Origin of the sequence: Paenarthrobacter sp. Y-19, assembly GCF_029223985.1 — a bacterium.
Classification (GTDB): domain Bacteria; phylum Actinomycetota; class Actinomycetes; order Actinomycetales; family Micrococcaceae; genus Arthrobacter; species Arthrobacter nicotinovorans.
Genome location: NZ_CP119414.1, coordinates 3855445 through 3869267, shown reverse-complemented (window position 1 = coordinate 3869267; position 13823 = coordinate 3855445). Strand labels below are relative to the sequence as shown.

Sequence of the window (13823 nt, the reverse complement as noted above, 5' to 3'; positions counted from 1 at the left end):
GTGTCTATGCGACTTAAGCCTAGGTAGCCGGGGTTACCGTGGTGTTTCCTGCGCGTAAGCGTCGGGAGAAATACTGCCCGTCTCCAGCTTTACAGTGCCTCGCCTGTGGGATCCTCGGAGGTTTGGTCCGTCAGTGCCATACCGCCAACGGGGATCTGGTCCCAGTGCAGGACTCGCCAACCGCTTGCCGGGTCACCTTCGAGGGCCACAATTCCGGTGTTGGGCAACTGGTGCGTTCGGGCGAACACTGCGTCGATGTCTGAAGCCCTGCGGCCGGCCCAGCAACGGATTGCTGCTCCGTGGCTGACAATCACCGCGGTCTGATGCCCGGCGGCCGCCACTTGCTCCACCGAGGCGTCGAAGCGGGCGAAGAAGTCGTGCCCCGCGAACGCCCCGGGCATGCGTACGTCCAAGTCGCCGTCGGTCCAGGCGAATACCGTGCTCATGTAGCGCATGTGCGACTCGTGATCGGTCTTCTTTTCCAGGCTGCCGGCTTCGATCTCGTGGACGCCGTCCAGGATGGTTGGCTGCAGCCCGGTGGCCTTGACCAGCGGCAAAACAGTGCGTTGGGTGCGTAGCAAAGTAGAAGTGTAGAGGGCGTCGATGGCTTCGTCTGCCAGTGCTTCAGGAAGGGCGGCCGCTTGGCGCTCTCCGAGTGGCGTCAGGCCCGGGCCGGGGAAGGCTGTATCCAACTGGCCCGCAACATTGCCCGGGGTTTGTCCGTGCCTGATCAACAGGAGCTTCATGGTGCCCCGCTCCTTACATCGTTTCGTCTGACCGGCGTTCCATCCGGGCTGTGTGTCCTGCGTACTGTGCCGCAGCCCGGGTTGGTTCCAGCCAATCAGTCGCGAAGGCCCGGAAAGGACCCGACACGCCGTGTCGACGCCCCAACGGTCAGCGGCAGGTTAAACCACGACGGCGGGCCAAGGCTCCCAGCCCCGCCCGCCGCCGTCGAACGCTGTGCGTTGCTTTAGCTACTTCAGGTGGTCCACGAGCTTGTCAGCGATGCCCGTGTACTTGCCCGGCGTCAGGGCGAGCAGACGTGCTTCAGCCTCAGAGGAGAGGCCCAGGCCCTGAACGAACTCCTGCATGCGGGCACCGTCCACCCGCTGGCCGCGCGTGAGGTCCTTGAGCCGTTCGTAGGGGTTTTCCATGCCTTCGACTCCGGCGATGGCTTCGGCGCGCATGACCATCTGGATGGCTTCGCCCAGGACTTCCCAGTTGGTGTCGAGGTCGCCGGCCAGGACTTCCTCGGCTACATCGAGGGCCTTGAGACCCTTGGCGACGTTGGAAATCGCAAGCAGCGAGTGGCCGAACGCGACGCCGATGTTGCGCTGCGAAGAGGAATCCGTGAGGTCACGCTGCCAGCGGGACGTGACCAGTGTTGCGCCCAGGGTGTCCAGGAGACCGTTGGAGATTTCCAGGTTGGCTTCGGCGTTCTCGAAGCGGATCGGGTTTACCTTGTGCGGCATGGTGGATGAACCAGTGGCTCCGGCCACCGGGATCTGGCGGAAGTAGCCGATGGAGATGTAGCTCCAGATGTCCGTGCACACGTTGTGCAGGATGCGGTTGAAGCGTGCGATATCGGCGTACAGCTCGGCCTGCCAGTCGTGGCTTTCGATCTGCGTGGTGAGCGGGTTCCACGTGAGGCCCAGCCCTTCCACGAAAGACTTGGCGACAGCTTCCCAGTCAGCGCTCGGCACAGATGCGACATGGGCGGCGTAAGTGCCGGTGGCGCCGTTGATCTTGCCCAGGAATTCGGTCTTGGCGATGCGTGCGAGCTGGCGGTTGAGGCGATGTGCAATGACCGCCAGTTCCTTGCCGAGAGTGGTGGGCGTGGCCGGTTGGCCGTGCGTGCGGGAGAGCATGGGCACGGAGCGGTTTTCCTCGGCCATGGCCTCGATCTGCTTTACCAAGGCCGTGGCATTGGGAAGCCAGACATCTTCAACAGCACCCTTGATTCCCACAGCGTAGGAGAGGTTGTTGATGTCCTCGGAGGTGCAGCCGAAGTGAACCATGGCGGTCAGGTTTTCGATGCCGATGGCGGGCAGCCGGCGGCCGATATAGTACTCGACAGCCTTCACGTCGTGGACGGTAACGGCTTCGATCTCTGCGAGCTCGGCGACGGACGACGCGTCGAATTCGGTGACGATGGCCCGCAGCTGGGCAATCTGGGAGTCGGAGAGCGGACCGGCGCCCGGAAGAACAGACTGGCTGGTCAGGTGGATGAGCCACTCGACTTCGACGTGCACGCGATCGCGGTTCAGCGCGGCCTCGGACAGGTAGTCCACGAGGGGTGCGACGGCGGCACGGTAGCGGCCGTCAAGGGCGCCAAGAGCCAGAGGTTCGGAAGCGAGGGACACACGAGGGGATTCAGCCATGGTGCCTATTCTTTCATGCCCGGCGCGGAGGCCGGCGTCGATGACGGGGCTATGTGGACGACCCGTCAGGTTATCCACATACGCGACGTCGATACTTCCGTCGGCCTCTGCCCGTCCGTAGCGTTTTGGTTACCGATCAGCAGAACGACCACTGGAGTACAACCCACATGAGCCTCGGCGTGATGCCTGCAGCCAATCCACCCGCTTTCGATCCTTCGGAATGTGCTTCCCGGAGCCACGAAGTTCAACGGCTTGCATGGCGAATGAAGACCTGCGTCGACCAGGCAGATACCGTCCTTGCCTCCCTGCGGAAGATTCAGCTGGAGGAATGGCAGTCCCCGGCGGGCCGTGAGTACCGGACCACGATCGCCATCCATGCTTCTGCCCTTATGCGGGCGCGGGAGAACTTGGACGGCGCCGCCGCGGTAGTGCTGAGGCACTCACAGAACGTCTCCCTCCAGAGCGGGAGGGGATACTGATGGCCGATGCGGCTCCGGTGGGTGCCGGCGCGGCGCCCACGCCTTCTCCGCCGAAACCCGACGGAATCCTTGGCATCCGCGGAGGAGTTGGCGGGATCTCTTTCCAACTGGAAGAACTTGTGAGGGGGGCCGACCGGCTCGATGACATTGTTGGGCAGCTAATGAGCATCGAGGAAGAGGCCCGTCGCGTTCAGGATGCACTCACGCCGTATCTCTCCGACTCCTATGACTCGGGCTGTCTTGCCATCGATGCCGTGGCCGAAAGCAGGAAAGACATAGGACGCCTGCGTCAGGACCTGTGCGACGTCAGCGCAAGTGTGCGGGCCAGTCACCGGGACTACGCAACGACAGAGGCACTGAACACCCGGCTCCATCTCCTTGGGCCAGGGGCAATGATGTTCCCGGACCTGGGCCACTTCCTCAGACCTGGACGTGACCTTACTGAGGACATCCTCAACCTGGTGATCACCCCGGGTCTCGAAGCAGAGCCGGTGGTGGGGCTGGTGCTCGGTTCACCGTTGCTGGCAGCGTTCCAACCCCGTCCCGTCAGCGTGGCGAAGGTCAGCGAAAGCGTGGAAGATGTGCAGCCTTCCATGGCCGAAAGTCTCCGGCGTCTCGAGAAGGTCTATGCCAGGAACGACGGCGAGATTGAGGTGATCGAGTTTGATAACGACGGTTCGTCCTCATGGATGGTCCTGATACCCGGCACACAGCCCCATACGCCCTCAACCAACCCTCTGGACATCCAGGGAATCGGCGAAGCAGTCGGCTATGGCTCCGAGGAGGTCATCCCCGCAGTCGCGCAGGCCCTGCATGAAGCAGGGGCTGGAGCCGGGGATCAGGTGGTGGCAGTCGGGCATAGCCAGGGCGGTGTGCACGCCATGAACCTTGGCCGGGACAAGGCGTTCCTCAGTGAGTTCGACCTCAAATTCGTGCTTACTGCCGGCGCTCCTGTTGGAGGCATAGTTCCCGAGCCTGGCATCAACTCCCTGCATCTGGAACACGTGCAGGATTGGGTTCCCGGAACGGACGGGCACATGAACCCTGACACGAAGGAACGGGTGACAGTGACGCTGACGGACCACGTCCAGACTCCCGAAGGGGAAGATCCGGGCCTGGGCCCCGGGCACGATCAGGAGAATTATGCGAAAGGAGCCGAGCTGGTCAGCGCGAGCGGAGATCCTTCGTTGCTTGCATCCACTGCGGCCTTCGCAGGAGTCGTGGGCGTTGGCGGCGCGGCGAAGATCACCCGGTTCAAGCTCACCCGGGATCCGCGGACAGATCGTAGGGGCAGTCTGACGGTACCTGCCCTTCCCGAATCACGTTCCACGGCCGGAGCGCGATGATTCCTACCGCTTACGGGTACCAGGGATGAGCCCGGCCACCATGGAGATGATGCTGATGATGATCGACGCCAGGATGGCTGTCCAGAAGAAGGAATCCAAAGTCAGGTGTACGGGGGTGAAAGTGCTGAGCCACGCAGTGAGGTACAGCATCGCCGCGTTGATGACGATGGTGAACAGGCCCAGGGTCAGGATGGTCACGGGAAGCGAAAGAAGCCTCACCAAGGGACGCACGAAGGCGTTGACCACTCCAAAAATGAGCCCAATGAACAAATACGCCAAAATTATGCCCACCGTGTCAGCGCCCTGCGTCAGTCCCGCATTGGCGGCCGCTGACTCCGTGGCGCTGGTTGTGATGTCCATGCCTTGCAACAGCCAGGTTGCAACCCACAGGGCGAGCCCGTTGATGAGGACGCGGATGATGAATGAACCCATGGCCCCATGCTTTCACACTCACCTGTGCCGTGGCTGGGCGGTTTCTCCATCACTCCGGCCGTGCGAGGGGTGCAAGTAGGCTTGAAGCCATGACTACTACTGACAACGCACCGGAGGGCGTACTCCCTCGACCGGTCGTGGACAGGCTTCCCAAATACGCTGCCGGTAAACCACCAGCAGCAATTGAAGGCCTCACCAGCTATAAATTGTCGTCCAACGAGAATCCGCTGCCTCCGGTTCCTGCAGTGTTGCAGGCGATTGCGGACCAGACTGACATCAACCGCTACCCCGATCCGCTGGCAACGAAGCTCCGGACCGCCCTTGCAGGCTTTCTGGACGTCCCGGCTGACGATGTCGTCACCGGTGCCGGCAGCCTCGGAGCGCTGAACCAAATCCTTGCGACGTTCGCCGGGCAGAACGACGACGGCAAGGCAGACGAGGTGATCTACGCGTGGCGTTCCTTCGAGGCGTACCCCATCTGCGTAGGCCTGGCGGGCGCTGCCAGTGTTCAGATTCCTCTTCTGGCGGACGGCCGGCACGATCTCGACACCATGGCTGCGGCAGTTACCGTACGTACCAAGGTGATTCTGTTGTGCACGCCCAACAACCCCACCGGGCCGATTCTGACCGCCGAGGAAACTGAGCGCTTTATTCAGTCGGTACCCCCGAATGTGGTGGTGGTTATCGACGAGGCCTACCAGGAATTCGTCCGGGACCCCCAGGCCGTTGACGGCATCAAGCTCTACCGCAAGTACCCCAATGTGGTGGTTTTGCGAACCTTTTCAAAGGCGCATGGGCTCGCTGGCTTGCGCGTTGGATACAGCGTGTCCGGCCCGGCGCTTACCCAACACCTCCGGGTCACCGCAACGCCGTTTGCGGTTTCACAAATTGCGGAAAGGGCAGCCGTAACCTCGATTGAGAATTTCGACCAGGTTGTGGAAAGGGTACAAAGCCTCGTCGATGAACGGGACCGCGTGACGGCCGGGCTTCGGGAGTTGGGCTGGTTCATTCCGGAGGCCCAAGGCAACTTCATATGGTTGAATCTGGGCGAGAACAGCGCCGAATTTGCGGCCCTGGCGGCAGAGCAGGCACTGTCCGTTCGCGCCTTCGCCAATGAGGGCGTCCGTGTCAGCATCGGAGAGGTGGAGGCCAACACGCGTTTCCTGAATCTCTGTGCAGGTTATACAAAGGCGCCGCAAGGTTCCTAGCGGTTAACAAATGCGCCAACCGAACTTACTGCCGATAAAGTAAGGGACGAAAGCCAAAAATATGCCCGTTCCGGAATGCATTCCGGAACGGGCATATATCCCAGCGACAGAATTGCCCGGCAACCTGCCGCGGCAAAGCAAGGAGACGGAATGGGCTCGACACAACTGCCCCCCGGGACGGAAGAATCTCTCGCGGCGACAACCGCGTTAGCAGCCGCACCAGGCGAACCTACGGAAATGGTGCAGTTGCTCGGACCCGACGGGGCGCTGGGTTCGGACCCAATCTTCTCGGACTACGCCAAGCGGATCGACCCCGAGAAACTCCGGGTGTTCTACACCGACATGGCCAGGATACGTCGCTTTGACCAGGAAGCCACCGCGCTCCAGCGCCAGGGCGAACTCGCATTGTGGGTTCCCTTGACGGGCCAGGAAGCCGCCCAGATCGGTTCCGGGCACGCAAGCCAGCCGCAGGACTACATATTCCCCACGTACCGGGAGCACGGAGTTGCGTTGGTCCGGAACGTGGACCTCGCAGAGCTGCTGAAGCAGTTCCGTGGAGTATCGAACGGCGGATGGGATCCCCGCGAGAACAACTTCCACCTGTACACGCTGGTACTCGCTGCCCAGACACTCCACGCTGTCGGCTACGCCATGGGCATCCAGCGGGACCAGAAGGCTGCTGCTGCCACGGAATCGTCTGACCCCAAAGCCGCAGTCATCGCCTACTTCGGAGATGGCGCCAGCTCAGAGGGCGACGTTCACGAGTCCATGGTTTTCGCGGCGTCTTACAACGCGCCCGTGGTGTTCTTCTGCCAGAACAACCACTGGGCCATCTCAGTGCCGACCGAAGTCCAGACCAAGGTTCCGCTGGCCAACCGTGCCAAGGGTTACGGGTTCCCGGGTATCCGGGTGGACGGCAACGACGTCATCGCGGTCCACGCCGTCACGGAGTGGGCCCTGGAACATGCCCGCGAGGGCCGCGGGCCGGTCCTGATCGAGGCTTACACCTACCGGGTTGGTGCCCACACCACGGCTGATGATCCCACCAAGTACAGGGAGTCGGCCGAAGAGGCTGCCTGGCGCGAGAAGGATCCGCTGGACCGCCTGGAAAAGTACCTTCGGGCCGAAGGACTCGCGGACGAGGCGTTCTTCGAGCAGGTCAAGGCCGACGGCGACGAACTTGCCAAGTACGTACGCAGCACCACCCACGGGCTGGAAGTCCCCGACATCCGCGACGCGTTCGCCAGCGTCTACGCCGAGCAACATCCGCTGATTGCAGAGGAATTGGCCTGGTTCGAGGAGTACTCTGCCGGATTTGAAAGCGACCAGGAGGCAGCCAACTGATGGCAACAATGACCATTGCCAAGGCCATCAACGAAGGTCTCCGTGCAACTCTGACGGGAAACCCCAAATCACTCTTGATGGGTGAAGACATCGGACATCTCGGTGGTGTCTACCGGGTCACTGACGGCCTCATCAAGGAATTCGGTGACGACCGCGTCCTGGATACGCCGCTGGCCGAGTCCGGAATCGTGGGCACTGCGATCGGCTTGGCCCTTCGCGGATATTCGCCCGTTTGCGAGATCCAGTTCGACGGCTTCGTGTACCCGGCCTTCAACCAGATCACCACGCAGCTGGCAAAGATCCATGCCCGGAGCCTGGGCAAGCTCACGGTTCCCGTTGTCATCCGCATTCCCTACGGCGGAGGTATCGGTTCCATTGAGCACCACTCCGAGTCGCCGGAGGCTTTGTTCGCACACACCGCGGGCCTGCGCATCATCACCCCTTCCAACGCCCACGATGCCTACTGGATGATCCAGAAAGCCGTCGAGTGCCAGGATCCCGTGATCTTCTTCGAGCCCAAGCGCCGTTACTGGCTCAAGGGTGAGGTCGATGTCCAGAACCCGGGTCTTTCCGCGGACCCGTTCAAGGCGCACGTTGTCCGGGAGGGCTCCGACGCCACCATCGTCGCGTACGGCCCGCTTGTGCCGGTGGCGTTGGCAGCCGCAAATGCTGCCGTCGAGGACGGACGGAGCATCGAGGTCATCGATCTGCGTTCCATCTCACCCTTGGACTTTGACACTGTGGAAGCTTCCGTCAAAAAGACCGGCAGGCTGATCGTTGCACACGAGGCCCCGACCTTTGGCGGCATCGGTGGTGAGATCGCGGCCCGCATCAGCGAGCGGGCGTTCCTGCACCTCGAAGCCCCGGTCATCCGTGTGGGCGGTTTCCACATGCCCTACCCGGTTGCAAAGGTGGAAGAGGATTACCTGCCGGACATCGACAAGATCCTCGAAGCCCTAGACCGCTCCCTGGCCTACTAACCCGTCTGATCCTGCCCGGCTTCGCGGCCTGGTAACCGGAAAATCGAGGACCACTGTGACTGTAAAGAAATTCAACCTGCCGGACGTCGGAGAAGGCCTGACCGAGGCCGAGGTCGTTGCCTGGAAGGTCAAACCGGGCGACACCGTTGCGATCAACGACGTTCTCTGTGAGATCGAGACCGCCAAGTCCCTCGTTGAACTGCCGTCGCCCTTTGCCGGCACGGTCACGGAGCTGTTGGTGGAAGAAGGCATAACCGTGGAGGTGGGAACGGCGATCATCGCTGTCTCGGAAGGTCAGGACGGCGACGCCCAAGCCGCCCCCGACGCCCCGGCCCCTGCGGCGGTCGCCGAGGAAACCTTCACCCCCCTATACGGTAAGCTCACCGCCGAGGCCGGCGAACAGCCCGCCGGCGGCCCCCTGGTCGGTTCGGGCCCCAAGGCCGACGCCGTCAAGCGCCGTGCCCGCAAACGCCCCGCCGGCGCTGTGGTTGAGGCTGCCGGAGTCGCCGAAAACGCTGAAGGAACCGTGCAGGACAACCAAGTGGTCCTGGCAGCGAAAGCAGCCGAAGCGCCGGTTTCGCAGCGCCCGACGCAGGCCCGCGCCGTCGTCGAACCCCTGCAGCAGGCGCCGGCAGCCCCGGCGGCGCAACCTTCTACGCAGCAGCCCGCGGCCACCCGAGGCGCGGCTTTCGGCGGCACCATCAGCGGTTTGGTCAACAAAGTTCTGGCCAAGCCGCCGGTACGCAAGTTTGCCCGTGACCTTGGTATCGACCTCGCCGATGTCGTGGCCACGGGGCAACGCGGTGAAGTGACCCGTGAGGACCTGGTGAGTTACCAGGCCCAGCGCGACGCCGAGCTCGATCAGGCAGACACGTTCTGGGGCGCCTCGAGGAAGCCGCAGGAGCAGCGGGTCGAACGCGTGCCGGTCAAGGGCGTACGCAAAGCCACAGCCAAGGCCATGGTGGAATCCGCCTTCTCGGCCCCCCACGTCAGCATCTTTGTGGATGTCGACGCCAGCCGGACCATGGAGTTCGTCAAGCGGCTCAAGGTTTCGCGTGATTTTGAAGGCATTAAGGTCTCTCCGCTGCTCATTCTGGCCAAGGCCGTCATTTGGGCAGCAGCCCGAAACCCCAGCGTCAACGCCACCTGGGTTGAGGACGCTGACGGCAAGGGCGGGGCCGAGATCCAGATCAAGCACTTCATGAATCTGGGAATCGCCGCAGCTACCCCGCGCGGCCTCATGGTCCCGAACATCAAGGACGCCCAGGACCTTTCCCTCAAGGAACTTGCCCTGGCGCTCAATGAGCTGGCCACCAAGGCCCGCGCGGGAAAGACGCAGCCTGCCGAAATGCAGGGCGGTACTTTGACCATCACGAACATCGGTGCACTGGGAATCGATACCGGCACACCGATCATCAACCCGGGCGAAGTGGCGATCATTGCTTTCGGCACCATAAAGCAGAAGCCGTGGGTTCTGGATGGCGAAGTGATTCCGCGGTGGATTACCACCCTTGGCGGTTCCTTCGACCACCGGGTGGTCGACGGCGACTTGTCGGCGCGCTTCATGGCAGATGTTGCTGCCATTCTTGAGGAACCGGCGCTGCTGCTTGACTGAACAGAAGACAGAAGCGGGCCACACGCCGCCCCAGCTGGTGACAGGTCCGTGGCGGACCTTGGCCCGCGTCCTGACGGAGGTTTTCCAGCCACCGGCCGTTGTCCTGGTCCTGCTGCTGATCAGTCCTGCGATCGAGCCTGGATTCCCGGGAACCATGTGGTTCGGGCTGCTGGGAGCGTTTTTTGTTTGCGTGCTGCCACTGGCTTATGTCCTGGTGATGGTCAAGCTGGGCCGGATCACCGACCACCATGTCAGCGACCGGCGGCAGAGGCCGGCGTTGCTTCTGATGGCACTCATATCCGTGGTGCTTGGACTGTTCGTGCTGCAGTTGCTGGGTGGGCCGGTCAGTGTGTCCGTGATGATCATCGCCCTGATCGGGGGCATCGCGGTTCTGGCTGTTGTCAGTGCTTTTTGGAAGATGAGCGGGCACGCTTCCGCACTGGCGGCGGCCGTGGTCATCGCTATCCTCATGTTCGGTCCCGCGTGGCTTCCGCTGCTGGTGCTCGTACCTGCCGTGGGCTGGTCGCGGCTCGTCCTTCGCGCTCATACCCTGGGGCAGGTCATAGCGGGATCATTGTTCGGCGGCATTGTGATTGCAGGCCTGTGGTGGCTGCTGCGGGAGCTCATGCTCTAGCAGCGCAGCCGCAGCCGTGGAGGCCGGTCCGCCACGAGCTCTGCGCCGTCGAATGTGGCAGTCCGGAAGCACCTGGCCAACTCCCCACTTGCTTGGCGCTGCCTGGCTGGCCGTGGGGCCAACGGTCTTCCTGGTCCGCCGCAGGCGGCCTGGTGCGCGGGAAGCCCCTTGAATTCGGCTAGAACGCCGGGTAGTTCACCAGCAGTGCCTGGAGCTCGGTCGTCGACATGTGGTTGGCCAGCTCAACGCTGATACCCATGGCAACCGCCGCTACGGTGACCATCGCAACGCAGGCCAGGGAGAGGAAGCGCCAATCCTTGCGGAACACGCTGCCGATGGTCTCGGGCATCTCGAGGCCCGGAGTGATCATGTTCGGAGCGCTGTCCCAGGAGCCGTCATCGAGCATTGCGATGACCTGGTTGTTGGCGCGGTCGTAGCGCATGGTGCTGATGGTGTTGCCGTGGCGGGCAAGCAGGATGTCGTGGCCCACGCGCTGGCGCGGCTGCAAGGTAAGCAAGAAAGTTCCCCTGAAATCGAGAAGTGGATGGCGGCTCACGCCATTGGGGGCATCTCGATTTTATAACGGTTCGGTTTGCTGACCGGCCCGAAATACGCCAAACGCCGGGTGAGTCTCCCCACCCGGCGCAGTGATTCAGCTCGCTTTAGGGCTGGTCGGTCTTGGCGATGTACACATCGCAGGGGGCCGTGTGGGCTACCGTGTTGGCCACGCTGCCGAGGACGCGGCCCAGGCCCTGCATGCGTCGGTTGCCCACGACGATCAGGCGGGCGTCCTGCATCTCGGCCTCCTTGACCAAGGCCTCGCCCGGCTTGCCGCGGGCTGCGGAGTAGGTCACTTCGAGGCCTTCGTGAGCGAGGCGCTCGGCTACGGTGCGGGCTACGGTTTCGGCTTCGGCGGCGTCGGACACGATCCACTTGTCGGTGCCGATTTCAACCACCTCGGTCCGGTTGCTGTCGAAGGCGCTGACAACGCGCAGGCTGGCTCCCAGTCCGAGCGCCAGCTGCTGTGCTGCCTGCGCCGCCCTCATCGCCGTCTCGCTGCCGTCGACTCCTACAATCACAACTCCGGTCATTGTGCTGCTCCTTCAGTGGTGGCTTTGATGGCTTCTGCCAGGACAGGTGCCAGGCGTCGCACGCCTTCGGCAATGGTATCCGGCGGCACCGCGCTGAAGGCGAGGCGCAGTTTGTTGGAGGGGCCGTCGGCGGGCGAGAAGGCTGCACCGGGGATGAAGACGACGCCGGCGTCGATCGCCTTTCCGAGGAGCGGATAGGTGTCCACGCCCTCGGGCAGGGTGACCCACACGAAGAAGCCGCCGGCCGGCCGGGTCCACGAGAGTCCCTCGGGCATGTACTCGTCCAGCGCGGACAGCAGGGCCTCGCAACGCTCGGAGTAGAGCGTCCGGTACGTGTCGATCTGTCCTTGCCAGTCGTAATCGCGCAGATAGGCCGAGACCATCATCTGGTTCAGCGGTGGCGGGCAGAGCGTCACGGCCTCGGACGCCAGGTAGAAGCGCCGCTGCAGATGGGCGGGAACCAGCGCCCAGCCGATCCGCAGTCCGGGGGCGAAAATCTTGGAGAAGGACCCGAGGTAGATCACGTCATCCGGGTTCGCCGCACGCATGGGGGCGATGGGATGACCGTCAAAACGCAGGAGTCCGTAGGGGTTGTCCTCGAGGACGATAATATTCGCTTCGCGGCATATGTCGACGATGCGCTGCCGGCGTTCCTGCGCCAGTGTGATTCCGGAGGGGTTGTTGAAGTTCGGGATCGTGTAGAGGAACTTGATGTTCTTGCCCTCTGACTGGAGTGCCGCGATCCTGGCCGCGAGCAGCTCCGGTACCAGGCCGTCGTCGTCCATTTCCACAGGTTCCACCTGCACCTGGTACGCCTCGAATGTGTTCAGGGCGCCCACATAGGTGGGGTTTTCCACCAGGACCACATCTCCGGGGTTGCAGAAGACCTTGGTGGCGACATCCTGCGCGGACTGCGATCCGGCCGTGATGACGACGTTTTCGGGCCGGGCGTCGGTGATGCCTTCGGCGGCCATGATGTCGCAGATCTGCGCGCGCAGTTCTTCCGTGCCTTGGCCGCCGCCGTATTGCAGGGCGGTCATGCCCTCCTCTGCGATGATCCGCGCGGCGGTCTGGCCGAGCTTCTCCAGGGGCAGCGACTGCAGATAGGGGTTGCCTCCGGCGAGGGAGACAAGGCCGGGTTGCATGGAGATGTCGAAGACATCGCGGACAGCGGATTGCTTGATGTTGGCGGCCCGCGCGGAGAACAGTTCCTCGTGCGGGTGAGCGGCCGTGGCGGCCCGCTCAATGGCGTCGATGGCTTCAGCGGGCAGCGTTGCGCCGGCATCCAATGTTTCGTGGGTCACAGTCTCAGGATACTCCCCGATGTTGCTAATTAGGCAACACTTGTTTTCGAATCCGACATGCATTTTGAGGCCGAGCTTTACGCCACGGATGTGAGCGGTTGGAATGTAGCTATGACAGCGCACCGGGGATCCGTGACCAAGGCCGAACAGTTCCACAAACTCCATGACGCCGGGCCCACGCCGCTGGTGCTCGTGAACGTGTGGGACGCGGCCTCCGCCCGCGTCGTCCAGGAAGCCGGTGCGACGGCGATCGCCACCTCAAGCTCCGCCGTCTCCTGGAGCTTGGGCTTCCGGGATGGGGACCATGTGCCGTGGGGTTTGGCGATGGCCGCACTGGGCCGGGTGGTGGGCGCGACCACGCTGCCGGTCACGGCGGACATCGAAACGGGCTACGGACGTACCGATGACGAGCTCCGGGCCACGGTCCACGCCGTCCTGGACGCCGGGGCCGTGGGGATCAACATCGAGGACTCGGCTGCCGAGCCGCTCACCGATATCGACGAGCAATCGCGCCGGATCGCATTGATCCGCCTGGTCGCCGACGAGCGCGGGATCCCGTTGTTCATCAATGCCCGCACCGACACCTATCTTTCAGGCCGCTTCGCGGACACCGCCTACGAGGAAACCCTTCGCCGTGCCGAGTCGTACCTCACCGCAGGGGCCAGCGGGATCTTCGTGCCCGGCGTCGTTGATTTGCACGTCCTGCACCAACTTTCCAGCCAAATCCCGGCGCCGCTCAATGCGCTGGCTGGAGTTGGGGCGCCGTCGCCCCTTGAACTGCATGACGCCGGTGTCCGTCGCGTCAGCATCGGCGGCAACACGGCCAAGGCGGCTTACGCCAAGGTGGCGCGAGTGGCCAAGGAGATTCTGGGGGACGGAAATTGGGCAGGTCTCGCCGGCACCCGCAGCCATGACGAAATGGATGCGTTGTTCGAACAGGGTCCCAAATACAGCCTGTGAACCGGCACTAAACGCACGACGACGGTGCCCGGCTTTAATGTCGGACCCC

General features: G+C 63.1%; 14 protein-coding genes. 8 read left to right on the top strand and 6 right to left on the bottom strand.

The window, feature by feature from the left end; genetic code table 11:
- Positions 1–89: 89 nt before the first annotated feature.
- Entirely contained in the window at positions 90–746 is a 657-nt protein-coding gene (locus PYR64_RS18095; protein WP_018779827.1) for a histidine phosphatase family protein, read from the bottom strand.
- A 228-nt stretch (positions 747–974) separates the two neighbouring features.
- Positions 975–2381 carry an adenylosuccinate lyase gene (gene purB / locus PYR64_RS18090; RefSeq protein ID WP_018779828.1) on the bottom strand — a complete coding sequence of 469 codons (1407 nt, stop codon included), beginning with the start codon at positions 2379–2381 and terminating at the stop codon, positions 975–977.
- A 263-nt stretch (positions 2382–2644) separates the two neighbouring features.
- Here purB and PYR64_RS18085 point away from each other — a divergent pair, with 263 nt between their 5' ends.
- Together PYR64_RS18085 and PYR64_RS18080 are read left to right on the top strand one after the other, a co-directional pair.
- Positions 2645–2860, top strand: a complete 216-nt coding sequence (locus PYR64_RS18085) for a hypothetical protein (RefSeq protein ID WP_231375288.1) — start codon at positions 2645–2647, stop codon at positions 2858–2860.
- Entirely contained in the window at positions 2860–4206 is a 1347-nt protein-coding gene (locus tag PYR64_RS18080; protein ID WP_275776810.1) for a hypothetical protein, read from the top strand. Before PYR64_RS18085 ends, PYR64_RS18080 begins: the two co-directional genes overlap by 1 nt.
- Positions 4207–4209: 3 nt before the next feature.
- Here PYR64_RS18080 and PYR64_RS18075 read toward each other — a convergent pair whose 3' ends face one another.
- Positions 4210–4638 (bottom strand): phage holin family protein, encoded by a 429-nt coding sequence (locus PYR64_RS18075; RefSeq protein WP_018779831.1) that lies wholly within the window; start codon positions 4636–4638, stop codon positions 4210–4212.
- Positions 4639–4727: 89 nt separating this feature from the next.
- Between PYR64_RS18075 and PYR64_RS18070 the strand changes: the two genes are divergently transcribed.
- The 5 genes from PYR64_RS18070 to PYR64_RS18050 all read left to right on the top strand — a co-directional run bounded on the left by PYR64_RS18070 (position 4728) and on the right by PYR64_RS18050 (position 10419).
- Positions 4728–5846, top strand: a complete 1119-nt coding sequence (locus tag PYR64_RS18070) for a histidinol-phosphate transaminase (RefSeq protein WP_026267454.1) — start codon at positions 4728–4730, stop codon at positions 5844–5846.
- A 150-nt stretch (positions 5847–5996) separates the two neighbouring features.
- Positions 5997–7190, top strand: a complete 1194-nt coding sequence (gene pdhA / locus PYR64_RS18065; RefSeq protein WP_026267455.1) for a pyruvate dehydrogenase (acetyl-transferring) E1 component subunit alpha — start codon at positions 5997–5999, stop codon at positions 7188–7190.
- Positions 7190–8170 (top strand): alpha-ketoacid dehydrogenase subunit beta, encoded by a 981-nt coding sequence (locus PYR64_RS18060; RefSeq protein WP_018779834.1) that lies wholly within the window; start codon positions 7190–7192, stop codon positions 8168–8170. Before pdhA ends, PYR64_RS18060 begins: the two co-directional genes overlap by 1 nt.
- Positions 8171–8225: 55 nt before the next feature.
- Entirely contained in the window at positions 8226–9785 is a 1560-nt protein-coding gene (locus PYR64_RS18055; protein WP_275776806.1) for a dihydrolipoamide acetyltransferase family protein, read from the top strand.
- Between the two features lie 37 nt (positions 9786–9822).
- Positions 9823–10419, top strand: coding sequence for a phosphatase PAP2 family protein (locus tag PYR64_RS18050; RefSeq protein WP_026267456.1), 597 nt, complete (start codon positions 9823–9825; stop codon positions 10417–10419).
- A 178-nt stretch (positions 10420–10597) separates the two neighbouring features.
- Here PYR64_RS18050 and PYR64_RS18045 read toward each other — a convergent pair whose 3' ends face one another.
- The 3 genes from PYR64_RS18045 to PYR64_RS18035 all read right to left on the bottom strand — a co-directional run bounded on the left by PYR64_RS18045 (position 10598) and on the right by PYR64_RS18035 (position 12814).
- Entirely contained in the window at positions 10598–10909 is a 312-nt protein-coding gene (locus tag PYR64_RS18045) for a hypothetical protein (RefSeq protein WP_018779837.1), read from the bottom strand.
- Positions 10910–11081: 172 nt separating this feature from the next.
- Positions 11082–11510, bottom strand: a complete 429-nt coding sequence (locus tag PYR64_RS18040; RefSeq protein WP_018779839.1) for a universal stress protein — start codon at positions 11508–11510, stop codon at positions 11082–11084.
- The gene (locus PYR64_RS18035) at positions 11507–12814 is read right to left on the bottom strand and encodes a PLP-dependent aminotransferase family protein (protein ID WP_275776804.1); all 1308 of its coding nucleotides are present in this window, start codon (positions 12812–12814) and stop codon (positions 11507–11509) included. Before PYR64_RS18035 ends, PYR64_RS18040 begins: the two co-directional genes overlap by 4 nt.
- A gap of 111 nt (positions 12815–12925) precedes the next feature.
- On the opposite strand from PYR64_RS18035, the gene PYR64_RS18030 reads away from it, so the two are divergent.
- Entirely contained in the window at positions 12926–13774 is an 849-nt protein-coding gene (locus tag PYR64_RS18030; RefSeq protein ID WP_055973546.1) for an isocitrate lyase/phosphoenolpyruvate mutase family protein, read from the top strand.
- The last annotated feature ends 49 nt before the right edge of the window (positions 13775–13823 follow it).